At 64.7% G+C, this 23,589-nt stretch carries 19 protein-coding genes and 1 pseudogene; 12 read left to right on the top strand and 8 right to left on the bottom strand.

All coding sequences use genetic code 11. The features are described from left to right. Nucleotides 1-315: 315 nt before the first annotated feature. The gene (locus HNP46_RS08185; RefSeq protein WP_138212611.1) at nucleotides 316-600 is read right to left on the bottom strand and encodes a hypothetical protein; all 285 of its coding nucleotides are present in this window, start codon (nucleotides 598-600) and stop codon (nucleotides 316-318) included. Nucleotides 601-866: 266 nt separating this feature from the next. Between HNP46_RS08185 and HNP46_RS08180 the strand changes: the two genes are divergently transcribed. The 7 genes from HNP46_RS08180 (at nucleotide 867) to HNP46_RS08150 (ending at nucleotide 6,285) form a co-directional block, all read left to right on the top strand. Next, nucleotides 867-1,457 carry an amino acid synthesis family protein gene (locus HNP46_RS08180; RefSeq protein ID WP_184587578.1) on the top strand — a complete coding sequence of 197 codons (591 nt, stop codon included), beginning with the start codon at nucleotides 867-869 and terminating at the stop codon, nucleotides 1,455-1,457. Between the two features lie 23 nt (nucleotides 1,458-1,480). Beyond that, entirely contained in the window at nucleotides 1,481-2,314 is an 834-nt protein-coding gene (locus HNP46_RS08175; protein ID WP_184587576.1) for an alpha/beta fold hydrolase, read from the top strand. Next, complete coding sequence (locus HNP46_RS08170) at nucleotides 2,311-3,792, top strand: aldehyde dehydrogenase (protein ID WP_184587574.1); 1,482 nt, start codon at nucleotides 2,311-2,313, stop codon at nucleotides 3,790-3,792. The genes HNP46_RS08175 and HNP46_RS08170 overlap by 4 nt, the downstream gene beginning before the upstream one ends. A 13-nt stretch (nucleotides 3,793-3,805) precedes the next feature. Then, nucleotides 3,806-4,294, top strand: coding sequence for a flavin reductase family protein (locus HNP46_RS08165; RefSeq protein WP_045209940.1), 489 nt, complete (start codon nucleotides 3,806-3,808; stop codon nucleotides 4,292-4,294). 198 nt (nucleotides 4,295-4,492) lie between these two features. Then, nucleotides 4,493-4,882, top strand: coding sequence for a carboxymuconolactone decarboxylase family protein (locus tag HNP46_RS08160; protein ID WP_045209939.1), 390 nt, complete (start codon nucleotides 4,493-4,495; stop codon nucleotides 4,880-4,882). Nucleotides 4,883-4,964: 82 nt separating this feature from the next. Then, nucleotides 4,965-5,717 carry a GntR family transcriptional regulator gene (locus HNP46_RS08155; protein ID WP_045209938.1) on the top strand — a complete coding sequence of 251 codons (753 nt, stop codon included), beginning with the start codon at nucleotides 4,965-4,967 and terminating at the stop codon, nucleotides 5,715-5,717. Between the two features lie 4 nt (nucleotides 5,718-5,721). Then, on the top strand, nucleotides 5,722-6,285 hold the full coding sequence (locus HNP46_RS08150) for an NUDIX hydrolase (protein ID WP_184587572.1): 564 nt from the start codon (nucleotides 5,722-5,724) through the stop codon (nucleotides 6,283-6,285). A 201-nt stretch (nucleotides 6,286-6,486) separates the two neighbouring features. Here HNP46_RS08150 and HNP46_RS08145 read toward each other — a convergent pair whose 3' ends face one another. Next, nucleotides 6,487-7,884, bottom strand: a complete 1,398-nt coding sequence (locus HNP46_RS08145; protein ID WP_184587570.1) for a purine-cytosine permease family protein — start codon at nucleotides 7,882-7,884, stop codon at nucleotides 6,487-6,489. Nucleotides 7,885-8,218: 334 nt separating this feature from the next. Between HNP46_RS08145 and HNP46_RS08140 the strand changes: the two genes are divergently transcribed. Beyond that, on the top strand, nucleotides 8,219-8,704 hold the full coding sequence (locus HNP46_RS08140; RefSeq protein ID WP_184587568.1) for a flavin reductase family protein: 486 nt from the start codon (nucleotides 8,219-8,221) through the stop codon (nucleotides 8,702-8,704). An 850-nt stretch (nucleotides 8,705-9,554) separates the two neighbouring features. Here the strand turns inward: HNP46_RS08140 and HNP46_RS08135 are convergent. Beyond that, nucleotides 9,555-11,501 (bottom strand): annotated as a pseudogene (locus HNP46_RS08135) (methyl-accepting chemotaxis protein). Nucleotides 11,502-11,704: 203 nt separating this feature from the next. On the opposite strand from HNP46_RS08135, the gene HNP46_RS08130 reads away from it, so the two are divergent. Continuing rightward, a complete protein-coding gene (locus HNP46_RS08130) occupies nucleotides 11,705-12,748 on the top strand; it encodes an LLM class flavin-dependent oxidoreductase (RefSeq protein ID WP_184587566.1) in 1,044 nt (347 codons plus the stop codon). Between the two features lie 540 nt (nucleotides 12,749-13,288). Here HNP46_RS08130 and HNP46_RS08125 read toward each other — a convergent pair. Together HNP46_RS08125 and HNP46_RS08120 are read right to left on the bottom strand one after the other, a co-directional pair. Then, nucleotides 13,289-14,911 (bottom strand): MFS transporter, encoded by a 1,623-nt coding sequence (locus tag HNP46_RS08125; protein ID WP_184587565.1) that lies wholly within the window; start codon nucleotides 14,909-14,911, stop codon nucleotides 13,289-13,291. Nucleotides 14,912-15,164: 253 nt separating this feature from the next. Next, on the bottom strand, nucleotides 15,165-16,829 hold the full coding sequence (locus HNP46_RS08120; RefSeq protein ID WP_184587563.1) for a GMC family oxidoreductase: 1,665 nt from the start codon (nucleotides 16,827-16,829) through the stop codon (nucleotides 15,165-15,167). Nucleotides 16,830-16,955: 126 nt separating this feature from the next. On the opposite strand from HNP46_RS08120, the gene HNP46_RS08115 reads away from it, so the two are divergent. After that, the gene (locus tag HNP46_RS08115; protein WP_184587561.1) at nucleotides 16,956-17,861 is read left to right on the top strand and encodes a LysR family transcriptional regulator; all 906 of its coding nucleotides are present in this window, start codon (nucleotides 16,956-16,958) and stop codon (nucleotides 17,859-17,861) included. Between the two features lie 63 nt (nucleotides 17,862-17,924). Here HNP46_RS08115 and HNP46_RS08110 read toward each other — a convergent pair whose 3' ends face one another. Next, nucleotides 17,925-18,563 carry a hypothetical protein gene (locus tag HNP46_RS08110; protein WP_184587559.1) on the bottom strand — a complete coding sequence of 213 codons (639 nt, stop codon included), beginning with the start codon at nucleotides 18,561-18,563 and terminating at the stop codon, nucleotides 17,925-17,927. 503 nt (nucleotides 18,564-19,066) lie between these two features. On the opposite strand from HNP46_RS08110, the gene HNP46_RS08105 reads away from it, so the two are divergent. Together HNP46_RS08105 and HNP46_RS08100 are read left to right on the top strand one after the other, a co-directional pair. Continuing rightward, a complete protein-coding gene (locus tag HNP46_RS08105) occupies nucleotides 19,067-19,555 on the top strand; it encodes a BRO-N domain-containing protein (RefSeq protein WP_260403106.1) in 489 nt (162 codons plus the stop codon). A 340-nt stretch (nucleotides 19,556-19,895) separates the two neighbouring features. Further along, complete coding sequence (locus tag HNP46_RS08100) at nucleotides 19,896-21,878, top strand: tetratricopeptide repeat protein (RefSeq protein ID WP_184587557.1); 1,983 nt, start codon at nucleotides 19,896-19,898, stop codon at nucleotides 21,876-21,878. Nucleotides 21,879-22,065: 187 nt separating this feature from the next. Here the strand turns inward: HNP46_RS08100 and eco are convergent, their stop codons facing one another. Next, nucleotides 22,066-22,548, bottom strand: coding sequence for a serine protease inhibitor ecotin (eco, locus tag HNP46_RS08095; RefSeq protein ID WP_184587555.1), 483 nt, complete (start codon nucleotides 22,546-22,548; stop codon nucleotides 22,066-22,068). Nucleotides 22,549-22,675: 127 nt separating this feature from the next. Further along, nucleotides 22,676-23,410 carry a tellurite resistance TerB family protein gene (locus tag HNP46_RS08090; RefSeq protein ID WP_184587553.1) on the bottom strand — a complete coding sequence of 245 codons (735 nt, stop codon included), beginning with the start codon at nucleotides 23,408-23,410 and terminating at the stop codon, nucleotides 22,676-22,678. Between the last annotated feature and the right edge of the window lie 179 nt (nucleotides 23,411-23,589).

Raw genomic sequence — 23,589 nt, 5'->3', positions numbered from 1 at the left:
AGTTTCAGGGGTTGAGCGACATGGATGTCGCGAGAGCCGCGATGGGCCAGGGATGGCCCTTCGTGGGGGGACGCCTAGTTCGGGCCCCTGAAACTGCGCTTCAACGAGGGAATTTTTCGCCTAAGCGAAAAACCGGATGTCCGGGGCAAGACCTTTGCCTACTTTGGGTGGGGCGGCCATCCGTCGTTTGCCAAAGTAGGTCGCCCGAGGGGGCGAAACAAGAAGTGCGCGCGCACGCCAAAGCGGCGCGAAAAACCCGGAGCGAGGCAGACACATCGCGGACAAAGTCCGCTCCTACGCAGGCGGAGAATTGCCTCAGAACCCCTCCAGATCGATTAACTCCCCCTCAAAGCGAATCGACCCACCCTCTGCATTCGCCTCACCGCCCTGGATCTCTCCGTAATAAGAGAGCCCATTCTCCAGCGTCACACAGACATGGGTCGGCTCTTCCGGCGCATCCAGCTGGCCCTTGAAGCTCACTTCGATCACGCCTTCCTGCGGCGCACTGAGGGTCACCGTCACGCGGGCGTTATCCACCGCTTCGGCTTCGCGCCCCCAGTGCTCGGCGCTGACGGTCACGGTGGCGATTTCCTGTTTCATGCTCGATGGCTCTCCAGAAGGACTCCGGCGCCATGCGCGCCGGCCAGTGGCGCCAAGGATACCGCGCCGCGACGCAGCACCGAAGCGCCGCTTTCAGCCCCCTACCGCCTGTCGCCTTACGTCCAGCCACCGCGGCCACCCCCACGTCACCCCTGGCGCAGGGCCTTTTCCCCAGGAGAAATGAGGCCTTGCGCAAACTGTATTATGGTATACCATGATACCGAATTCCTTCCCCAACCCAGCCGCAGTCATAACTGGAGCGACCCATGAGTTTCGAGATTCGCAAGATCGTCACCTACAGCGAGCAGACCTTCATCGAAGCCGGCAAGGCTACCGACACCCCGGTGACCATGGTCGGCCTGGCCGTGGTGATCAAGAACCCGTGGGCCGGTCGTGGCTTCGTCGAAGACCTGAAACCCGAGATCAAGGCCCACTGCTCCGAGCTCGGCGCGCTGATGGTCGAGCGCCTGACCACCGCCATCGGTGGCGCTGACAAGATCCAGGCTTACGGCAAGGCTGCCGTGGTCGGCGCCGATGGCGAAATCGAGCACGCGTCCGCCGTGATCCACACCCTGCGTTTCGGCAACCACTACCGCCAGGCGGTCGATGCCAAGAGCTACCTGAGCTTCACCAACAAGCGCGGCGGTCCGGGCACCTCGATCCAGATCCCGATGATGCACAAGGACGACGAAGGCCTGCGCTCGCACTACATCACCCTGGAAATGCAGATCGAAGACGCCCCGCGCGCCGACGAGATCGTCGTGGTCCTGGGCGCCGCCGACGGTGGCCGTCTGCACCCGCGCATCGGTAACCGTTACATCGACCTGGAAGAACTGGCCGCCGAACAGGCTCAGTGATCCACACCGTGCAGGAGCGCTCCATGATTCGGCTCACCGCTGAACGCACACCGGCCGGCACCAGTTACCTGGCGACCGGCCAGGGCCACCCCGTGGTACTGATCCACGGCGTCGGCCTGAACAAGGAAATGTGGGGCGGCCAGATCGTCGGTCTGGCCCCGCACTTCCAGGTCATCGCCTATGACATGCTGGGCCATGGCGCGAGTCAGCTGCCGCAGCCGGATTGCGGGCTGGTCGGTTACGCCGACCAGCTGCGCGAGCTGCTCGACCACCTGGGTATCGCCAGCGCCACGGTCATCGGCTTCTCCATGGGTGGCCTGGTGGCGCGGGCGTTCGCCCTGCACTACCCGGAGCGCATCGACGGGCTGGTGGTGCTCAACAGCGTGTTCAACCGCAGCGCCGAGCAGCGCGCCGGGGTGATCGAGCGGACCCGCCAGGCCGCCGAGCACGGCCCGGACGCCAACGCCGAGGCCGCCCTGTCGCGCTGGTTCAGCCGCGAGTACCAGGCCGCCAACCCGGCGCAGATCGCCGCGATCCGCCAGACCCTTGCCAGCAACGATCCGCAGGGCTATCTGACTACTTACACGCTGTTCGCCACGCAGGACATGTACCGTGTGGACGACCTGGGCAGCATCAAGGTGCCGACCCTGGTCGCCACCGGTGAGCTGGACCCGGGCTCGACGCCGAAGATGGCCACCGAACTGGCCGAACGCATTCCGGGCGCCAAGGTAGCGGTGCTCGAAGAACAGCGCCACATGATGCCGGTGGAGTCGCCGCGGCTGGTGAATCAGATGCTGCTGGACTTCCTGCAGCAGGCACAGACTTCCAAGAATCACGTACAGGGGAATGTCGCATGACCCTCGCACGCTTCCAGATGTTCATCGATGGCCAGTGGGTCGACGCCGTCTCCGGCAAGACCTTCGAGAGCCTCAATCCCGCCCTGGCACGGCCCTGGGCGGAACTGCCCGACGCCGACGAAGCCGATGTCGAGCGCGCCGTGCAAGCTGCCCAGCGCGCCTTCAACGACCCGGCCTGGCGTGGCCTCACCGCCACCGCCCGCGGCAAGCTGCTGCGCCGCCTGGGCGACCTGATCGCCGAGAACAAGGAACACCTGGCGCAGCTGGAAAGCCGCGACAACGGCAAGCTGATCCGCGAGACCCGCGGCCAGGTCGGCTACCTGCCGGAGTTCTTCCACTACACCGCAGGCCTGGCCGACAAGCTCGAAGGCGGCACCCTGCCGCTGGATAAGCCCGACCTGTTCGCCTACACCGTGCACGAGCCGCTGGGCGTGGTCGCCGGGATCATCCCGTGGAACAGCCCGCTGTACCTGACCGCGATCAAGCTGGCCCCGGCCCTGGCCGCCGGCAACACCATCGTGCTCAAGCCGTCGGAACATGCCTCGGCGACCATCCTCGAACTGGCCCGCCTGGCCACCGAGGCCGGCTTCCCGGCTGGCGTGGTCAACGTGGTCACCGGCTTCGGCCCGAGCACTGGCGCGGCGCTGACCCGCCACCCGCTGGTGCGCAAGATCGCCTTCACCGGCGGCGCCGCGACCGCGCGCCACGTGGTGCGCAGCAGCGCGGAGAACTTCGCCAAGCTGTCGCTGGAGCTGGGCGGCAAGTCGCCCAACATCATCTTCGCCGACGCCGACCTGGACAGCGCCATCAATGGCGCCGTGGCCGGCATCTACGCCGCCTCCGGGCAGAGCTGCGTGGCTGGTTCGCGCCTGCTGGTGCAGGACGAGATCTACGACGAGTTCGTCGCCCGCCTGGTCGAACGCGCCCAGCGCATCCGCATCGGCAACCCGCAGGACGAGCAGAGCGAGATGGGCCCCATGGCCACCGCGCAGCAGCTCGCCGTGGTCGAAGGCCTGGTCGCCGACGCCCTGGCCGAAGGCGCGCGCCTGCGCCTGGGCGGCAAGCGTCCGTCGATCGACGCCGAGGGCTGGTTCTACGAGCCGACCCTGTTCGAGTGCGACAGCCATTCGATGAAGATCATGCAGGAAGAAGTTTTCGGCCCCGTCGCCTCGGTCATCCGTTTCAAGGATGAGGCCGAAGCGCTGGCCATGGCCAACGACTCCCAGTTCGGCCTCGCCGCCGGCATCTGGACCCGCGACCTGGGCCGCGCCCATCGCATGGCCCGCGGCGTGCGCAGCGGGATCATCTGGGTCAACACCTACCGCGCGGTGTCCGCCATGGCGCCCATCGGCGGCTTCCACAACAGCGGCTACGGCCGTGAGAGCGGCATCGATTCGGTGCTGGCCTACACCGAGCTGAAGACGGTGTGGATCAACCTCTCACAGGCGCCCATGCCCGATCCCTTCGTGATGCGCTAAGAGGAGCGACGAGATGATCGAACCTGGCATCTACAAAGAAGTGATGGGCTCCTTCCCGTCCGGCGTCACCGTGGTCACCACCCTGGACGCCGACGGCGAGATCGTCGGCATCACCGCCAGCGCGTTCAGCGCGCTGTCCATCGACCCGGCGCTGGTGCTGTTCTGCCCCAACTACGGCTCGGACACCTACCCGATCCTGCGTGACAGCAAGCAGTTCGCCATCCACCTGCTGTGCTCCGACCAGCAGGCCGAGGCCTATGCCTTCGCCAAGAAGGGCAAGGAGAAGGCCAAGGGCATCGAGTGGCGCCTGAGCGAGCTGGGCAACCCGCTGCTGACCAAGGCCACGGCGATCATCGAATGCGAGCTGTGGCGCGAGTACGACGGCGGCGACCACGCGATCATCGTCGGCGCGGTGAAGAACCTGATCCTGCCGGAGCAGGAGGTCACCCCGATGGTCTATCACCGCGGCAAGCTCGGTGCACTGCCGGAGATAGCCGGCTAAAGCTTTCCAAGGCCGCTCGCCAGCACCCTCGGCAGCGGCCTTTTTTATTGAATGGCCTCGGGCGCCGGGGCTGTTTGCTTTTCGTAGGAGCGAGCTTGCTCGCGAACGGATTACCCGGCGACACCGAAGCTGGGCAGGGTTCGCGAGCAATAACGATGGCGTCCCCCTCGCTCCTACAGGGATGGACAGGAGCGACCGATGAGCAACGAGAAATACGAAAAAGGCCTGGCCATCCGCACCCAGGTGCTGGGCGAGGCCTACGTCAACAAGTCGATCCAGAACGCCGACGACTTCACCCGCCCGCTCCAGGAGATGGTCACCGAGTACTGCTGGGGCCACGTCTGGGGCCGGGACGGCTTATCGCTCAAGGAACGCAGCATGATAAACTTGGCGATGATTTCGGCACTCAACCGCCCCCACGAACTCAAGCTGCATGTGCGCGGCGCCCTGCGTAACGGCTTATCCCGCGAGCAGATCCGCGAAATCCTCCTGCAGGTCGGCATCTATTGCGGGGTTCCCGCGGCGGTGGACAGTTTCCGCCTCGCCCGCGAAGCCTTCGCCGAGGCCGACGCCGAGGAACGTGGTTGATTGCTGGCCCGACTTGACGATGGAGCACTGCAAGGTGCTCCATCGTTCTTCCTATGGACAGCCAGAACACAGAGCGGACCCCATGAAACGCTTGCCACTCGACGATAGCTTCAAGGTCAATCGCAACCCCGTCACCCTGCGCGAAATCGTCCTCGACAAGCTGCGCGGCGCCATCCTCAACTTCCAGCTGCTGCCGGGCGACCGCCTGGTGGAGCGCGATCTGTGCGATCGCCTGGGCGTCAGCCGCACCTCGGTGCGCGAGGCGCTGCGCCACCTGGAGTCCGAGGGCCTGGTGGAGTTCGCCGATGCCAAGGGTCCGCGCGTCGCCATCATCACCCTGGAAGACGCGGTCGACATCTACGAGTTGCGCTGCGTGCTCGAAGGCCTGATCGTCCAGCTCTTCACCCTCAACGCCAAGGCCCGTGACATCCGCAACCTGGAGCGCGCGCTGGAAGAGAACCGCCAGGCGCTGGAAGACGGCGAGCTGCAGCAGGTGATCGAGTCGGTGCAGGGCTTCTACGACGTGCTGCTCGAAGGCTCGGGCAACCGCACCGCCGCTACCCAGCTGCGCCAGCTGCAGGCGCGCATCAGCTACCTGCGGGCAACTTCCGTGTCCCAGGAGAACCGCCGCGCCGCCAGTAACCAGGAAATGGAACGCATGGTCGAGGCGATCAAGAGCGGCGACCCGGTCGCTGCTCACCAGGCCTCGGTCGACCACGTACGCGCCGCCGCCAAGGTCGCCCTGGACTACCTGCGCTCCAAGCAGGACGGCGCCGGCAGCGTGCGCGACATCGCCACCCCCATCGCGCTCAAAGAGCCGCGCATAGGCCGCTGACGCCATGCCCGCCCCGCGCTTCTGTCCCGCCTGCGGCAGTGGTGGCCTGAGCCGCCAGTGCCCGCCGGGGGACACCCATGAGCGCCTTACCTGCGCGGGCTGCGGCTATATCCACTACGAGAACCCCAAGGTCATTGCCGGCTGCATCATCGAGCGCGACGGCAAGTACCTGCTCTGCCAGCGCGGCATTCCGCCACGCCCCGGCACCTGGACGCTACCGGCCGGCTTCATGGAGAACGGCGAAACCACCGAGCAGGCGGCCCTGCGCGAAGTCTGGGAAGAGACCGGCGTACGCGCCGACATCGTCTCGCCCTACTCCCTCTTCAGCGTGCCGAAGATCAGCGAGGTCTACATCATCTTCCGCGCCAGCGTGATCGAGGAGACCGGCGAACACGGCCCCGAGACGCTGCAGGTGAAGTTCTTCGCCCCGGAAGAAATCCCCTGGGACTCCATCTACTACCCGGCGATCCGGCAGATCCTCGAACGCTACATCGAGGAACGCCAGGCGGGCGTGTACGGCATCTACATGGGCAATGACGACACCGGCAAGGTGCATTTCATTCGCTGAGACCCTCCCGCGCGCTCTATCAACTTCGTGCCGTTCGGTTCGTGAGCAAGCTCGCTCCAACATTGGCCAGTGAACCTGGCGTCTGCCTGTGAAAGCGAGCCTGCTCGCGACTACTTCCCGATCCCCCGCCCAGGCCCCGGGCAAAAAAAAGCCCCACCGAAACCCGGCGGGGCAGAGAGTGTAAAACCCAGGTCGAAACGCTTACTCGGCGATGCCCAGCGCCACCGGCTGGCCAGCTTCGCGCGTCTGGCCGCGGGTGGCCAGGCAGTAGTACAGCGGGATGGTGACCAGCAGGCCGACCAGCCAGGACAGGTCCACGCCGTCGATGTAGTTGGCGTAGGGACCGACGAACAGCGAGGTGTTGGCGAACGGCAGCTGGACGATGATGCCGAGGAAGTAGGCGATGATCGCATGCGGGTTGAAGCGCCCGTATACGCCACCGTCGCGGCGGAAGATCGAGTTGATGTCGTAGCGGCCGCGCTTGATCAGGTAGAAGTCGATCAGGTTGATCGAGGCCCAGGGCACCAGCACGATCAGCATCGTCAGGATCAGGCCGATGAACTGCGAGATGAAGTTGGCCGAGGCACCCAGCGCCATCACGCAGCTGCCCGCCAGCACCACCGAGGACAACGCCACCCGCACGCGCACGCTGGGCGTCCAGCTGCCGGCGAAGGTCTGGATCGAGGTGACGATGGAGAGCACCGCACCATAAAGATTCAGCGCGTTGTGGCTGATGATGTTGAGCAGGAACAGCAGCATCAGGATCGGGCCGAACAGGCCGGTGGCCTGCTTCACCGCCACCATGGCGTCGGTGCCTTCCGGGGTTGCCAGCACGGCGACGGCGCCGAAGCTGAACGACAGGCTGGTGCCCGCCACCGCGCCGGCGAAGGTCGCCAGGAACGGCTTGCCGATGCCGACGCTGGCCGGCAGGTAGCGCGAGTAGTCCGAGGTGTAGGGCGCGAAGCTGATCTGCCAGATGATGCCCAGGCACAGGGTGGCCAGGAAGCCGGACAGGTTGAAGGCGCCGCGGGAGAGGAAGTTCGCCGGCAGGTCGCCGCCGAACATGATGGCGAAGCCCACCAGCAGTGCGCCGCCCATCACCCAGGTGCCGATGCGGTTGAGGGTGTGGATGAAGCGGTAGCCGATCACGCCGATGGCCGTGGCGCTCAGCGCGCCGAGGATGATCGCCACCGGCGTGGGGGTCGCCGGCACCAGTCCCTGGATCGACTTGCCCGCCAGGACGATGTTGGAGATGAAGAAGCCGACGTAGATCAGCGCGGTGAAGAACACGATCAGCAAGGCGCCGTAGCGGCCGAACTGGCCGCGGCTCTGGACCATCTGCGGGATGCCCATCTGCGGACCCTGCGCCGAGGCCAGGGCGAGGAACACGCCGCCGAACATGTGGCCCAGGACAATGGCGATCAGCCCCCAGAGCAGGTCGAGATGGAACACCTGGATCGCCATCGCGCCAGTGACCACCGGCAGCGGTGCGATGTTGGTGCTGAACCACAGCGTGAACAGGTCGCGGGAACGCCCATGGCGCTCGGCCGGCGGCACGTAATCGACGGTATGGTTCTCGATCAGCGGAGTATCGGACATCGTTTTTGCCTTGCTTATTGTCTTTGTAAGGTCAGGTCATCCGGCGCCCTGAATCGGGCAGAAACGGCGCTGCGGTGACGGAGGCAATATTATGGTATTCCAAATACCAAGCAAGAGGTTTCTGCGTAGCCGTTGGTCGTCTGGCTGCCCGCGGGCCGTCTTGCGGCACCTCCCTTTATCGGCGAAAGCCCCGTAATCCGTAGCCTGCAGCCGACGGTCGGCCTGTCGCCGTCCATCCATCGGGAAGAGAAAGCGCTTGCTTTCGAAGTATTACGGTATACCATCAGACGAAACGACCACTCCCGATGGCCGGCTCACAAGACAGGTACTCGCAATGATCGACCACGCTGCCTACAAACAAGTCATGGGCTCCTTCCCCTCCGGCGTCACCGTCATCACCACGATGGACGACGATGGCCAGGTGGTCGGTCTCACCGCGAGTGCCTTCAGCTCCCTGTCGATGGACCCGGCGCTGGTGCTGTTCTGCCCCAACTACAGCTCCGATTCCTACCCGGTACTGATCCGTCGCAAGCAGTTCGCCATCCACCTGCTCTCCGCCGACCAGAAGGGCGAGGCCTACGCCTTCGCCAGCAAGGGCAAGGACAAGGCCCAGGGCATCGAGTGGACCCTGAGCGAGCGCGGCAACCCGCTGCTGGAAAACGCCACCGCCATCATCGAATGCGAGCTGTGGCGCGAATACGAAGGCGGTGACCACGCCATCCTGGTCGGTGCGGTGAAGAACCTGATCGTGCCGGACCAGCAGATCACCCCGATGATTTACTGCCGCGGAAAGATGGGCGCCCTGCAGGCCTTCGCCTGACCGCCTGATCTTTCGCCGTCCGGCGCAGGCCCCTTCTTGCGGGAGTGAGAAGGGGCTTTTCTTTTGTCCGTCGGATGGCCCCGCGCCCTGCCCTCGCCCTCGGATTCGCGCGCACGACCTGCGATGAGGCACATTCCGTTCTCGCCACAATTTCGGCGCTTGGCGGTAGCGGTAGGGCGCATAACCTGGAACAGGTTATCCGCCATGGTGTCGGCCGGCGGATAACGCTGGCGCGTTATGCGCCCTACGCAGGCAGCGCGGAGGTGAGCACTGCGTAGGAACGGACTCCGTCCGCAATAGGCCTGCATCGCGCCGGCCAGCATCGCGGACAGAGTCCGCTCCTACGGGGGAAAGCCATGGTGTCGGCCGGCGGATTACGCTGGCTGCGCTCCTCCCTCCACCAATTTGACTCCGTGCCGATGCATTCCCCTCACCCCAGCCCTCTCCCGGAGGGAGAGGGGGCAGCCCGTGCCGGCTGACGCTACGGTTGCATCCTGTGCCGAACGGTCCCCTCTCCCGCTTGCGGGAGAGGGTTAGGGTGAGGGGCCTTTGATCTCGCGGAAGTGCCTATCGATGAAAAATGGTCCGCCTTCGCGAGCCCCTTATCCCTCCATCAGTCCGTAGGGCGCATAACCTGGGACAGGTTATCCGCCATGGTGTCGGCCGGCGGATAACGCTGGCGCGTTATGCGCCCTACGACAGAATCGCGGAGATAGGCACTGCGTAGGAGCGGACTCCGTCCGCGATAGGCCTGCATCGCGACGGACAGCATCGCGGACGGAGTCCGCTCCTACGGGGAAACCAGCACCCTCTCCCCAAAAGGGCCCACCTTCGCGAGCCCTTTTCGGCATCAGGTCCTGAAGCGCGACACCAGCCGGTTCAACTCGTCCGACAATCCGCCCAGAGTCTGCGCATCGCCCCGCGTGGCGTCGGCCAGCCCGGCGACTTCCTGGGCGTCGCGGTGGATCTGGCTGATGTGCCGGTTGATCTCCTCCGCCACCTGGTGCTGCTCCTCGGCGGCGGTGGCGATCTGGGCGTTCATGTCGCGGATCACGTCCACCGACTCGCGGATCGCCTCGAAGGACGCGCGCGCCTCGCGGATCGAGCCCACGGTGCGCTGCGAAGCCTCCAGGCTCGACTGCATCTGCCGGCCGGTGTCGTGGGTGCGGCGGGCCAGGGTGCCGAGCAGGTTGTCGATCTCCCCGGTGGACTCCGCCGTGCGCCGCGCCAGCGCGCGCACCTCGTCGGCCACTACGGCAAAACCGCGGCCCTGGTCGCCGGCGCGCGCCGCCTCGATGGCCGCGTTGAGCGCCAGCAGGTTGGTCTGCTCGGCGATGGAACGGATGGTGCCGAGAATCGACTGGATATCGTTGCTGTCCTGCTCCAGCTGGCGCATGGCATCGGCGGAATGGGCGATCTCCTCGCTCAGGCGACCGACGCTGTCCACCGCTTCGTCGATCTGCTGCTGGCCGTCGTGGGCCTGGCGCTGGCCGCTGTCGGCGGAGTCCGCCGCCTGGCTGCAGGAGCGCGCCACCTCGTTGGCGGTCATCACCATTTCGTTGAACGCGGTGGAGACCATGTCCACCGCCTCGCGCTGGCGTGCGGCGGTATCGGCCAGCGCCTGGGAGGTCTCGCGGCTGCTGCCGGAACTCTGGTGGATGCTGCCGGCGGCGGCGCCGATGCTCTGCACCAAGGCGCGGATGGCATCGAGGAACTGGTTGAACCAGCCGGCCAGCTGCGCCGTCTCGTCGCGCCCACGTATGGCAAGGCGACCGGTGAGGTCGCCATCGCCCTGGGCAATGCCTTCCAGGCCGGCGGCCACAGCGCGTACCGGGCGCACCACCAGGCCGGCGAACAGCGAGCCGAGGCCGGCGAACACCAGGGCGATGATCACCGCTACCAGCGCCACGCCCCAGGTCAGGCGGGTCGCCGCGCTCATCACTTCGCTTTCCTTGATCAGCCCGACGAAGCGCCAGCCCAGCGCCTCCGATGGCCAGACGTTGGCGAGATAGGGTTCGCCGTCGATCTCCAGCTCCACCAGGCCCTTCTGCGCGCTGGCCAGGCGCTGGAACTCGCCGCCCAGTTCGCCCAGTTGCTTGAAGTTGTTCTCCGGGTTGTGCGGGTCGACCAGGATGGTGCCGTCGCCCTCCATCAGCATCAGGTAGCCCGATTCGCCCAGGCGGATGCCCTTGACGATGTCGGTCAGGCGCTTGAGCGAGACGTCGATGTTGACCACCCCGCCCTGCGCGCCGAACTGGTTGGCGAAGGTGCGCACGCTGCTCACCAGCACCACCTTGTCCGCCGCTCAGTAGTAGGCCTTGGTGCGCAGGGTCCTGCCCGGCTGGGCCATGGCCGCCTGGTACCACGGGCGGGTGCGCGGGTCGTAGCTGGCGAGCTTCTCGTCACCCGGCCAGAAGCTGTAGCCGCCCTCACGGGTGCCGAGGGAGACGTAGGCGTAATCCGGGTGGCTCTGCGCCAGGCCGGCGAACAGGTCGAAGACGCGCTTGTCCAGCTCTCCGGTCGGATGTTGCGCGGCGTCGGCGCCGATGTACTGCTTGAGGCTGCCGTCCACCGCCATCAGCTGCGGGTGGCTGGCGAGGTATTCGACGTTCTGCGTGATGCCGTCGAAGAAGATCTGCATGGCGTTCTCGACCTGGCGGATTTCGCGGCCGCTGCCGTCGATGAAGCCGTCCCGCGCCTCGCCGCGCAGGTTGAGAATCACCAGAACGGCGACAAGAATCACAGGCAGGCTGGCAATGGTGGAAAAGGCGAGGATCAGTTTTTGTTTGAGGTTCATCCTTCGTACTCCCTTGGTCTGCTCCGGTCAGAAACGCCTTGCAGACATTCCATATTATGGTATACCAATATGCATCAGGTCCATCGTGCGGACACAGCCGTCCATCCAGCCGCCGCACCTGACCACCCCAAGCAGTGATGCGTGCCTGCGCATCCCCCCGCCGGCTGCCGCGCCGGAAACAAGAAAGGTTCGAGGTAAGCGATATGAAGTTTTCCCTGTTCGTGCACATGGAGCGCTACGACGACCAGCCCAGCCACCGCCAGCTGTTCGAGGAGCTCACCGAGCTGACGCTGATGGCCGAGGCCGGCGGGTTCTCCACCGTCTGGATCGGCGAGCACCACGCCATGGAATACACCATCTCGCCCAGCCCGATGCCGCTGCTGGCCTACCTGGCCGCGCGCACCGAAACCATCCGCCTGGGCGCCGGCACCATCATCGCGCCGTTCTGGCACCCCATCCGCGTGGCCGGTGAATGCGCCCTGCTCGACGTGATCAGCAACGGTCGCATGGAAGTCGGCCTGGCCCGTGGCGCCTACCAGTATGAATTCGACCGCATGGCCGGCGGCATGCCCGCCTCCAGCGGCGGCCAGGCGCTACGGGAAATGGTCCCGGTGGTGAAGGCGCTGTGGCAGGGCGATGTCGCCCACGACGGCGAAATCTGGAAGTTCCCCACTTCCACCTCCTCGCCGCGGCCGATCCAGAAGCCGACCCCGCCGATGTGGATCGCCGCCCGCGATCCGGATTCGCACAACTTCGCCGTGGCCAATGGCTGCAACGTGATGGTCACGCCGCTGATGAAGGGTGACGAGGAAGTCGTCGACCTGAAGAACAAGTTCGAAGCCGCCCTGGCCAACAACCCGGACGTGCCGCGCCCGCAACTGATGGTGCTGCGCCACACCCACGTGCACACCGCCGACGACCCGGAAGGCTGGAAGGTCGGCGCCGAGGCCATCTCGCGCTTCTACCGCACCTTCGACGCCTGGTTCGGCAACAAGCAGACCCCGGTCAACGGCCTGCTGCCGCCCAGCCCCGAGGAGAAGTTCAAGGAGCGCCCGGAGTTCGAGCTGGAGAACATCCGCAGGAACACCATGATCGGCACCCCGGAAGAAATCATCGCGCGCATCCGCCACTACCAGGAACTGGGCGTGGACGAGTTCAGCTTCTGGGCCGACAACAGCCTGCCCTATGCGCAGAAGAAGAAGTCGCTGGAGCTGTTCATCCAGCATGTGGTGCCGGCTTTCCGCTGATTGCCGCAGCTATACGCAAAGGGCGCCTTCGGGCGCCTTTTGTTTTTGCCGCACACCGCATTTCCCGTCGAACCTCGAACGCAGGATGGCGTGGAGCGCAACGATACCCATCGATTTCCGCGCACCAACCGCATCGGTATCGCTGCGCTCCACCCATTCTACGAACGTGCCTCCTTGTTGCTGCCGACGCCAGGCTGTTCGTAGGAGCGGACTCCTTCCGCGATGAGCCTGCATCACTCCGGATACCCATCGCGGATAAAGTCCGCTCCTACCCAGCGGCTCCAGCTACTGCCGATCGCTCCCGTAGGGCGCATAACGCCTACGGCGTTATCCGCCGTCGTGGCGGATAACCCGTTCCGGGTTATCCGCCCTACAAACACTCAACTCGGCGCCGGTGTCATGCATTTCGTAGGAGCGGACTCCGTCCGCGATGAGCCTGCATCACACCGGATGCCCATCGCAAACAGAGTCCGCTCCTACGCTCCCGGCACGAATGAAAAGGCCCGGCATCCAGCCGGGCCCGTTCATGTCAGCCGAGGATCAATCCGCGTGGATATCGTTGTTCTTCGTCTCCTTCAGGAACAGCAGCGAGCAGACCAGGCTCATCGCCGTAATCAGCACCGGGTACCACAGGCCGTAGAAGATATTGCCGGTGTACACCACCAGGGCAAACGAGATGGTCGGCAGCAGCCCGCCGAACCAGCCGTTGCCGATGTGGTACGGCAGCGACAGCGAGGTGTAGCGGATGCGCGTCGGGAACAGCTCGACCATCAGCGCCGCCAGCGGGCCGTAGCAGCAGGTGGCGATGAAGATCAGCGCGACGATGATCGCCACCACCATCGGCCGGTTCACCAGCGAGGAATCGGCCACCGTCGGGTAGCCGGCCTCCTTCACCGCAGCGCCCAGGGCGGCGGCGTCGAAGCCCTCGATGCGCTTCTCGCCCACCGTCACCACCAGTTCGCTGCCGGCCGGCGCGGCCACCGTGCTGTAGGGCACGCCACCCTTCACCAGCAGGGTCTTGGCCTTGTCACAGGCGCTGTCGAATTTGGCCTTGCCCACCGGATCGAACTGGAAGGTACAGGTGGCCGGATCGGCCATCACGGTGACCGGCGCCTGCCGCGAGGCCGCGTCGATCTGCGGGTTGGCGTAATGGGTCAGCGCCTTGAACAGCGGGAAGTAGAACACCGTCGCCAGCAGCAGGCCGGCAACCAGCACCGGCTTGCGCCCGACCTTGTCCGACAGCCAGCCCATGACCACGAACAGCGGCGCGCCGATCACCAGGGAGATGATCAGCAGGCCATTGGACAGCGCCGGGTCGACCTTGAGCACCTGGGTCAGGAAGAACATCACGTAGAACTGCGCCGCATAGAAGGTCACCGCCTGCCCGGCGTTGATGCTGAACAGCGCGATCAGCACGATCTTCAGGTTGCTCCAGTGGGTGAAGGACTCCTTGAGCGGCGACTTGCTCACCTTGCCCTCGGCCTTCATCTTCAGGAACGCTGGCGACTCGTGCATGGACAGGCGAATCCAGGTGGAGATGCCCAGCAGCACGATGGAGATCAGGAACGGCAGGCGCCAGCCCCAGGTCTCGAACTCATCGCCGGTGAGCTGGCGGCAACCCCAGATCACCACCAGTGACAGCAGCAGGCCGCCGGTGGCGGTGCACTGGATCCAGCTGGTGTAGGCACCGCGCTTGTGGTCCGGAGCGTGCTCGGCTACGTAGATCGCCGCGCCGCCGTACTCGCCGCCCAGCGCCAGGCCCTGCAGCAGGCGCAGCACGATGAGGATGACCGGCGCCGCCACGCCAATGGTGGCATAGGCCGGCAGCAGGCCCACCGCGAAGGTCGACAGGCCCATCAGCAGGATGGTGGCGAGGAAGGTGTACTTGCGCCCGATCATGTCGCCCAGGCGGCCGAATACCAGCGCGCCGAACGGTCGGACGAGGAAGCCGGCGGCGAACGCCAGCAGGGCGAAGATGAACGCGGTGGTGTCGTTGACCCCGGCGAAGAAATGCTTGGCGATGATCGCCGCCAGCGAGCCGTAGAGGAAGAAGTCGTACCACTCGAATACCGTGCCGAGCGACGAGGCGAAGATCACCTTGCGCTCGTCGCGCCGCGAGGTCGCGGGCCGCTCGTAGGAGCTGGACTGTGCTACATCGGTCATTGCGGGCTCTCCTGCCCCTTCTGGGGGCTTTTGTTTTTGTCAGCCTCGACTGCCACGGCTTTCACACCGCGCGATACCGTTTGTTTCTGCAGCTCCTGTGGGAGCTTCCGCATTCCCTGAACCCGCAGGATGGCGTGGAGCGAAGCGATACCCATCAATCCACCACGCCGACGGCATGGGTATCGCCACGCCCCCCCCCCAGCCTGCTCAGAGCTGGCTCATGGGCCCGTTGCCAGCGCCCAGAGGCAGCCACTCATGCAGCCGGAACCTCCTCCGTTGTGCGCCCACTGAAAGGGATGACCTCCGCGCGGCACGCGGGTTCGTTCAAAATCATCTGCGCGGCCTTTTCCGCGATCACCAGCACCGGCGAGCAACTGTTGCCCGAGGTCAGGCTGGGCATGATCGAGGCGTCAGCGATGCGCAGGCCGGGAATGCCGTGCACGCGCAGCTGGCTGTCCACCACCGCGCCCTCGCCCTGCCCCATGCGGCAGGTGCCGGCCGGGTGGAAGATGGTGGTGCCGATCTCGGCGGCGGCGCGCTGCAGGTCTTCTTCAGTCTGGTAATCCGGGCCGGGCTTGAACTCCACCGGCTGGTAGCGCGCCAGTGCGGGCGCGGCGGCGATGCGGCGGGTCAGGCGGATGGCGTCGGCGGCCACGCGCAGGTCCTGCGGGTGGCTCAGGTAATTGGGCTGGATCACCGGCTTGTCGCGCGGGTCCGCCGAGCGCAGCGTCACCGAGCCACGGCTCAGCGGACGCAGGTCGCAGACCGACGCGGTGAACGCCGGGAAGCTGTGCAGCGGCTCGCCGAAGCGCTCCAGCGACAGCGGCTGCACGTGGTATTCGAGGTTGGCCGAACGCTGGCCCGGATCGGACTTGGCGAACGCGCCCAGCTGGCTCGGCGCCATGGACAGCGGGCCGCTGCGCTTGAACAGGTACTCCAGGCCCATGCCCATCTTGCCCCACAGCGTCGAGGCGATCTGGTTCAACGACGGCGCGCCGTTCATGCGGTAGATCAGGCGCAATTGCAGGTGATCCTGGAGGTTGCCGCCGACCCCGGAAAGCTCATGGCGCACGCCGATGCCGTGTCTCTCCAGCAGATCGCGCGGGCCGATACCGGAGCGCTGCAGCAGCACCGGCGTATTGATTGCCCCGGCGCAAAGAATGACCTCACGCCGGGCACGCAGCTCACGCCGCGCGCCCTGCCAGTTCACTTCCAGCCCAACCGCACGGCCGTTTTCCAGCAGCACGCGGTGCGCCTCGACGTTGGTCAGCACGGTGAGGTTGCTGCGGTTGGCGATGGGCCGCAGGAAAGCCTTCGAAGCGTTCCAGCGCACACCAGAACGCTGGTTCACCTGGAAGTAACCGCAGCCTTCGTTGTCGCCGCCGTTGAAGTCTTCCACCGGGCGCACGCCGGACTGCGCCGCCGCCTCGCGGAAGGCATCGAGAATCGCCCAGGAGAGCCGCTGCTTCTCCACCCGCCATTCGCCGCCCGCGCCGTGCAGCCCGCTTGCCCCACCGAAGTGGTCCTCCATCTTCATGAACAGCGGCAACAGGTCGTTCCAGCCCCAGCCGGGGTTGCCCTCGGCAGCCCAGCCGTCGTAGTCCAGCGCCTGGCCACGCATGTAGATCATGCCGTTGATCGACGAGCAGCCGCCCAGCGTGCGCCCGCGCGGGTACTTGATCGCACGGCCGTTCAGGCCCGGCACCTGTTCGGTGTCGAAACACCAGTCGGTGCGCGGGTTGCCGATGCAGTACAGGTAACCGACGGGAATGTGAATCCAGGGATAGTTGTCCGGGCCGCCGGCTTCGAGCAGCAGCACACGGTTGGCAGGGTCGGCGGACAGGCGATTGGCCAGCAGGCAGCCGGCAGGGCCCGCGCCGACGATCAGGTAGTCATAAGCATCCAGTGCCTGGGGCATGGAGAAGTCCCTCGTCGTTCTTGTTCTTTTTTAACGCTGTCGAACGAGCCTAGTCGTTCGTTCGTGATAAAAGAACAGTCGTTTCGAGTCAGCTGCTGTGCGTTTTCTAACAACAAGGGCCGCGAGATGTTCGACTGGAATGACCTGCGCTACTTCCTGGAGCTGCACCGCAGCGGTCGCCTGCTGACCACCGCCAAGCGCCTGGGCACCACCCACGCCACCGTGGCACGGCATATCGAGAGCATCGAGCGCGACCTCGGCACCCAGCTGTTCGCCCAGCACACCGGCGGCTACCAGCTCACCCCCGCCGGCCAGGCGCTGCTCAAGCACGCCGAAGCCATGGAGAACACCGCCCTCCTCGCCCAGGAGGAAATGAGCCAGGCCATCTCGCCGCTGGGGCAGATTCGCATCGGCGTCACCGAAGGCCTGGGCACCATGTTCCTCGCCCCGCGCCTGGGCGAGCTGATGCAGCGCTACCCCGGCCTGGAAGTGGAGCTGGTGTCGGTGCCGCGCTTCGTCAGCATCACCAACCGCGAGGCCGACATCGCCATCACCCTGGAACGCCCCAGCGCCGACCTGGTGATCAGCCGCCTGCTCACCCGCTACCGCCTGAGCCTGTTCGCCAGCCCCGCCTACCTGGAAAACGCCCCGCCCCTGCGCGACCGCGAAGACCTCAGCCGCCACCCCTGGATCGGCTACGTCGACGACCTGCTGTTCAGCCAGGAACTGCTGTTCCACCACAGCTTCTGCCGCCACCCCCAGGTGGTGTTCCGCAGCACCAGCGTGGTCGCCCAGCAACAGGCCGCCCAGGCCGGCATCGGCATCGCCATCCTCCCCCAGTACATGGGGCTGCACGACCCGCTGCTGGTACCAGTGCTGCCGGAAGAGTTCATCGAACGGGAATACTGGATGTGCACCCGGCGTGAATTGCACCGGTCGGTAAGGCTGAGATTGGTGTGGGATTTTCTGGTGGAGGTGTGTGGGCGCGAACAGGGGATTCTGGTGGGAGGCAAGACAGGAGTGACGGCGTAGAGCGCATAAAGCGGAACGCTTTATGCGCCGAGACGGCGGATAACGCTTGAGGAGCTATTTGTTCTATGTGCCGCTAAGAACCCCAGGATTTCTATTCAAGTATTCTTTTATATCTTGCGCAATTTTCATTTTTCCGAAGTCCCAAGCAAGCATCCCGCCAACAAAAATTGCTAAAACAAAAAAGAAAGCCCCCATTAGAGCACCATACAAGCTGTACTTCCAAACAAACAGCCCCCACAACAACACTGCCATTGCGACAAGAATCAAACTTAGAGAAAAACCAAAGTAAGCCTCAAACCTATCCATGCTGCCTATAATAATTTTAGGCCCATCACTCATCGGCGAGCACTTCAAATACTTCCGTAAAGCACGTATTTGCTCAGGCGACCAAAGCCCTAGGCTCTCAATTTTAATGATTGCTGCCATTTCCCTGAAATTAACCTGCATCCCTGATGCTACGCGAAACATTTCCAACTCAATATTTCTATCAAGAAACGCTAAAAAAGCCGTTCCACCCCGAGTGTCCTGCCGTAGAAAGATCAAGCTCTTCAAACGTTTCATAGCAAACAACTCACCATAAACCCTCAAAGCTCGATACAAAAAAACTAAAATTTTATAAAAAACTGAAAGTAGCAGACTACCCCCCATTAAGAGGACCTTCCAATCACCAAACATCTCCCACAACAACCCCATGGAATCCATGCTTCACTCCTAACCAAATAGTCAACGACCAGCAATTACTCACAGCAGAACAACCTACCAACAAATAAAGTTAAACCATCTAAAAAGCAAGACCTCAGAACCAATACATCAGCAATAACATGGGTGCAAAACGGAAACCTTGCAAAATTAAGGATTTTCAGAATATCCGCAGGAAAATTCACAACAAAAAACAAGCAACTCATGTTAATGAGCAGGTTGTGCTGATTTCTGACTACGCCTGAATGCCCATCAGGCCAGTTGACCAGAGAAACACGACCGACTAAATTCCGCCCCGGTGCTGAACACACCCTCTCACAGCGGTACGACGCATGCCCGAAAGCATGTGCACTAGGCGGCTATAGCCTTTGCTATGGCCGGGTAGCGCGCAGCTATACAAAACCCGAAAGGGGAAATCTGCGGGCCGTCTGTGAGCGGTGTTCAAGTACCCGGTCACCCCCTTCTGAACAAAGGGAGTGCTTTGAACAATCTCACAGGTATCCACTATGTCCATGGACGCTTTTGCTGCCCCAGCGCAGCCCGCCTACCCTCTCGAACCCACCCTCTTCTTCCGCCACAAACGCCGCCTGCGCGCCCTGCTGATCGAAGGTCAGCCCTGGTTCGTCGTGCGCGATATGGCACGGCTGATGAACTGCGCCTTCCTGGAAGAGCACGCCTATCGCAATCTCGATGCCGACCAACTGTGTCGCCTGATGGTCCAGGGCGATCACGGGGTGGTGGAGGAAATGGAGCTGATCAGCGAGTCCGGCCTGTACGCCTCGCTGATCTACTTCCACCACCCGGAAAACCGCTGCATCCGTCAGTGGATCACCCAGACCGTGGTGCCGAGCCTGCGGGCGCAGATCGAGCCGGTGACCGAGCAGCCACGCCGCCGCCTGCTGCGCTGGGAACGCCAGCAGTTGAGCGTGCTGGATTGGCAGGGGCAGGTCTGGGTGCCGTTGCCGGAGTTGCCGCAGGTGTTGAGCCTGGGGTGATGCTGGGCGCCCGGCGGTGAAAGCTGCGGGGCTCCTACCTGACCACCGTCCTCGGGCGATCCCTCTCCCCCGCCCTGGCTACGCGCCCCGCTCCGAAGGGAGAGGAAGCTGTCTGTGCCGGCTGACGCCATCGTTTCACCCTGCAGCGAACTATCCCCTCTCCCTTCAGGGAGAGGGTTAGGGAGAGGGAAACCAAAGGCGCAGACTTCTGAAACAAAGACAGTTGCTCCTACAGGATATGAAGTGAACCTAAAGCTTCAGGGATTCCTGACAGCCATTTCCGAATCATTCCAGGCGACTTTTACCGAAGATATCCGGCTTCCCATACCGGAGAAACTTCATGCGCCAGCGCCAACCCAGCCTGTCCCTGCAAAGCATCGTCGATGCGCTCAACAGCGGTGCCCTCGCCCGCGGCGAGACGCTGGCGCGGCAGTTGCTGCGCACGCAGCCGCGCAACGCCGATGTGCTGCACCTGTGCGGCGCAGCCTGCCTGATGCAGGAGAAGGCCGCCCAGGCGCGGGAGCTGTTCAAGCGCGCGCTGATGCTGCGCAAGGACGGCACCTTCTACCTGAACCTGGCCCTGGCCGAGCGCGCGTTGAACGATGATCGCGCGGCGGAAGCGGCCTTTCGCAGCTGCCTGAAACTGCAGCCGGGCAATGCCAAGGCGGCGAACAACCTGGGCAACATCCTCAATGGCCGGCGCGAGTATGCCGAGGCGGAACAGCTCTACCGCCAGGCCATCGCCAGCGAGCCGGGCTATTTGCTGGCCTACAAGAACCTCGCCAATCACCTGCGCGAGCGTGGTTACAGCGAGGCGGCGATTCCGCTGGTGACCCAGGCGCTGAAGATCAGCCCGGACAACGCCGACCTGCAGCTGGAACTGGCGCGCGCCCTGGAGAAGCGCAAGCGCCACGCGGAAGCGGCGCAGTGGTTCCGCAAGGCCGGGCACTGGGGTGACCTGCAGTTCGCGCTGCGCAACCTGGCGGACTGGTCAACGCTGGCGGAAGTGGACGCTGCGCTGCTGCAGCAACTGCACAACCCGACGCAGGAGCGCACCACGCCCTGGGGCCTGATCAACCTCCCCTCTCTCACCGCGCAATTACACCGCGACGCCGCCCGCCACTATGCCGAATCGGCCTGGGCGGGCGAGCTGGCGGCCGCGCCACTGGCGCTTGAGCCCGAACCCGGCGAGCGCCTGCGTATCGGCTACCTCTCCAGCGACTTCTATGGGCACGCGACCATGCACCTGCTGATGGGCGTGCTGGAGGCGCATGACCGCGCGAATTTGGATATCCAGCTGTTCGACTACAGCCCGCAGCGCGAGGACTATTTCACCCGGCGCATCGCCGAGACCGGTCTGCCGCGCCATGACCTGCGCGAGCTGTCGGACGAGGCGGCGGCGAAACGGATCGCCGAGCAGCGCCTGCACATCCTGGTGGACCTCAAGGGCTACACCACCGGGGCGCGCCAGGGCATCACCGCATTGCGCCCGGCGCCGGTGATCGTCAACTGGCTCGGCTACCCCGGCAGCCTGGGCCATCCGCGATTGGCCGATTACCTGATCGGCGATCCCACTGTGACGCCGGCCGAGCACGCCGGACATTTCAGCGAAACCCTGGCGCTGATGCCGCACAGCTATCAGCCCAATGATCGCGATCGGCCGCTGAATCCGCCGCCCAGTCGCTCACAGGCAGGGTTGCCGGAACAGGGGCTGGTGTTCTGCAGCTTCAACCAGTTGCTCAAGCTCAATCCCGCAGAGTTCGACCTCTGGTGCCGCCTGCTGCGGGAGGTGCCGGGCAGCGTGCTCTGGCTGCTGGAGCCGGAGGCGCCAGAGGCTTGCGACAACTTGCGTCGTGAAGCGCAGGCGCGCGGGGTCGAGGCCGAACGCCTGGTATTCGCGCCGCGACTGAAGCAGGACGAGCACCTGGCCCGGCTGGCACTGGCGGACCTGGCGCTGGACAGCTTCCCCTGCACCTCGCACACCACCGCCAGCGACGCGCTGTGGGCGGGCGTGCCGCTGATGACGCGGCTCGGCGAAACCTTCACCAGCCGCGTGGCCGGCAGCCTGCTCAAGGCCCATGGCTTCGATGAGCTGGTGGCGACGGATGCGCAGGATTATTTCGAGCGATTGAAGGCGCTGGCGCTGGATGAAGCCGGGCGCACTGACTTGAAGGCCAGACTGCTGGCGGTACGCATGACCTCACCGTTGTTCGATACGGCGCGCTTCACGGCCGATCTGGAGGCCTTGTTCGTGGCCATCTGGCGGCACCATAGTGCCGCGCCGGAGACGCGTGCGGCGGCGGTGAACGTCGAGAAGCCCTAGGAGCAACAGGCGTCCTCCGGGGGAGACTGTGCCACTCCTTCGCCCTCACCCCAGCCCTCTCCCAGAGGGAGAGGGGGCAGTCAGTACCGGCTGACGCTGCGGTGCCAGCACTCACCGAACGGTCCCCTCTCCCGCTTGCGGGAGAGGGTCAGGGTGAGGGGCTTTTGATCTTCCAGAACGGTATGACTTACTCGGCGCGAGCGTGCTCGATTTTCTCGGAAGCGGACCAGAGGCGGTAACGCACTTCGACGTCCTTGGGCGCGTAGATCACGATCGGCAGTTTGCTGTTGTAGCGCAGCACGAAGCCATCGCCGACCACCGCAACGAAGTCCTGGCGGGTCTTGCCATCCGGGCAGGCCATCATGGTGCTGGCCGGGCCGCTGACCTGGTCCAGGCGGTAGTAGGGATAACCCCAGCCTTCCAGGGTCTTTTCTTCCAGGGTGCCGCCCAGGCGCTGGCGGTTGCAGTCGACGGTCAGGGTCTTGCCGGCCAGTATCTCGACCTTGAAGTTGTCTTCATGGGCCTGCTTGGGCAGGTGGATGACCTGGCGGACGAAGCCGGCCTCGGCCTTGGGATAGGGCGCCACGTCTTCCAGCTTGGCGGCATTGGCGAAGGTGGCGGCGGCGCTGAGCAGCAGCGCGGTGGGCAGGGTGAAACGTACGAACGGCATGAAGCCTCCTTGCAGAATTGAAGAACGAACGCACCGGGTGGGTGCGTTCGTCCGAGCCCTCTGACCGCCAGATTGTACGATTGCTCCTACAGCCCTGCGCTGAGTTGTATCAAGCTACTACTTTGTATCAAGCGACTTCGCCGCCGGCCTTGGCCTGCTGCTCCAGGTGGGCCTGGAGTTCCGGGGCCAGGTTGAGGTTGTAGGCAAGTTCGTCCAGGTAGGTGCGTTCGGCGTCCTGCTGGTCGTCCACCAGCATCACGCTGACCAGGTACATCTCGGCCGCCACGGCCGGGTCGCCCTGGGCGGACTGGGCAACTTCCGCGGCATCCAGCGGCTTGCGCACTTCGGCGTCGAGCCAGCTCTGCAGCTCGGGTTCGCCACTGTGACGAGCGATCTCACCCTGGATCGCCGCTTTTTCCTTCTCGTCGATGTGACCGTCGGCCTTGGCGGCGGCGATCATCGCGCGCAGGATCGCGTGGCTGTGGGCCTCGGCATCCGGGCCGGAAAGCTGGTCCACGGTCATCAGCGACTGCTGCTGCGGCGCCGCAGCCGGGTGCTGGCGCTGGTAATTCTGAAAAGCCTGGAAGGCCATCATGCCGAGGGAGGCGAGCATGGCGTAATTCACGCCGCCCGAGCGCCCCTGGGGCATGCCACCGGGATTGCCGGTCGAGGTGCCACCGAGCATGCCGCCCAGCACGTTGCCCAGGCCGCCCAGACCGCCGCCGGCACCGCCGGAAGCGCCGCCGAGCAAACCACCCAGCAGTCCGCCGAGACCGCCGAGGCCTCCCGCGCCGCCACCCTGTTGTGTCGCTGCGCCTTGGCCGCCACGCAGCAGTTGTTCCAGTAGATCCGTAGTGTTCATGGAGTGACCCTCGCCGGCTTGCGTGGCGCGCCGGGCGGCGTCGCCAACCTGTTGCAGCAATGAGCTCTGACCTGCCTTGAGCAGTTGTTCGAAAAGAGATCCAGCATTCATGAGATGACAACTCTCGCTATGCGTTGGGCAACGATAGTCCCGCCACACCGATGCGCCAGCGCCGTTCG

It is taken from the genome of Pseudomonas nitroreducens (assembly GCF_014204515.1).
GTDB classification, from domain to species: Bacteria; Pseudomonadota; Gammaproteobacteria; order Pseudomonadales; family Pseudomonadaceae; genus Pseudomonas; species Pseudomonas nitritireducens_A.
Note: the sequence above shows the minus strand (reverse complement) of the source record. Positions and strands in the feature narration are given on the sequence as shown.

What these genes read in the sequence shown, in the direction of transcription:
- HNP46_RS08185 (WP_138212611.1), bottom strand. Translation starts at nt 600, where the DNA reads ATGAAACAGGAAATCGCCACCGTGACCGTCAGCGCCGAGCACTGGGGG.
- HNP46_RS08180 (WP_184587578.1), top strand. Translation starts at nt 867, where the DNA reads ATGAGTTTCGAGATTCGCAAGATCGTCACCTACAGCGAGCAGACCTTC.
- HNP46_RS08175 (WP_184587576.1), top strand. Translation starts at nt 1,481, where the DNA reads ATGATTCGGCTCACCGCTGAACGCACACCGGCCGGCACCAGTTACCTG.
- HNP46_RS08170 (WP_184587574.1), top strand. Translation starts at nt 2,311, where the DNA reads ATGACCCTCGCACGCTTCCAGATGTTCATCGATGGCCAGTGGGTCGAC.
- HNP46_RS08165 (WP_045209940.1), top strand. Translation starts at nt 3,806, where the DNA reads ATGATCGAACCTGGCATCTACAAAGAAGTGATGGGCTCCTTCCCGTCC.
- HNP46_RS08160 (WP_045209939.1), top strand. Translation starts at nt 4,493, where the DNA reads ATGAGCAACGAGAAATACGAAAAAGGCCTGGCCATCCGCACCCAGGTG.
- HNP46_RS08155 (WP_045209938.1), top strand. Translation starts at nt 4,965, where the DNA reads ATGAAACGCTTGCCACTCGACGATAGCTTCAAGGTCAATCGCAACCCC.
- HNP46_RS08150 (WP_184587572.1), top strand. Translation starts at nt 5,722, where the DNA reads ATGCCCGCCCCGCGCTTCTGTCCCGCCTGCGGCAGTGGTGGCCTGAGC.
- HNP46_RS08145 (WP_184587570.1), bottom strand. Translation starts at nt 7,884, where the DNA reads ATGTCCGATACTCCGCTGATCGAGAACCATACCGTCGATTACGTGCCG.
- HNP46_RS08140 (WP_184587568.1), top strand. Translation starts at nt 8,219, where the DNA reads ATGATCGACCACGCTGCCTACAAACAAGTCATGGGCTCCTTCCCCTCC.
- HNP46_RS08130 (WP_184587566.1), top strand. Translation starts at nt 11,705, where the DNA reads ATGAAGTTTTCCCTGTTCGTGCACATGGAGCGCTACGACGACCAGCCC.
- HNP46_RS08125 (WP_184587565.1), bottom strand. Translation starts at nt 14,911, where the DNA reads ATGACCGATGTAGCACAGTCCAGCTCCTACGAGCGGCCCGCGACCTCG.
- HNP46_RS08120 (WP_184587563.1), bottom strand. Translation starts at nt 16,829, where the DNA reads ATGCCCCAGGCACTGGATGCTTATGACTACCTGATCGTCGGCGCGGGC.
- HNP46_RS08115 (WP_184587561.1), top strand. Translation starts at nt 16,956, where the DNA reads ATGTTCGACTGGAATGACCTGCGCTACTTCCTGGAGCTGCACCGCAGC.
- HNP46_RS08110 (WP_184587559.1), bottom strand. Translation starts at nt 18,563, where the DNA reads ATGGATTCCATGGGGTTGTTGTGGGAGATGTTTGGTGATTGGAAGGTC.
- HNP46_RS08105 (WP_260403106.1), top strand. Translation starts at nt 19,067, where the DNA reads ATGTCCATGGACGCTTTTGCTGCCCCAGCGCAGCCCGCCTACCCTCTC.
- HNP46_RS08100 (WP_184587557.1), top strand. Translation starts at nt 19,896, where the DNA reads ATGCGCCAGCGCCAACCCAGCCTGTCCCTGCAAAGCATCGTCGATGCG.
- eco (WP_184587555.1), bottom strand. Translation starts at nt 22,548, where the DNA reads ATGCCGTTCGTACGTTTCACCCTGCCCACCGCGCTGCTGCTCAGCGCC.
- HNP46_RS08090 (WP_184587553.1), bottom strand. Translation starts at nt 23,410, where the DNA reads ATGAACACTACGGATCTACTGGAACAACTGCTGCGTGGCGGCCAAGGC.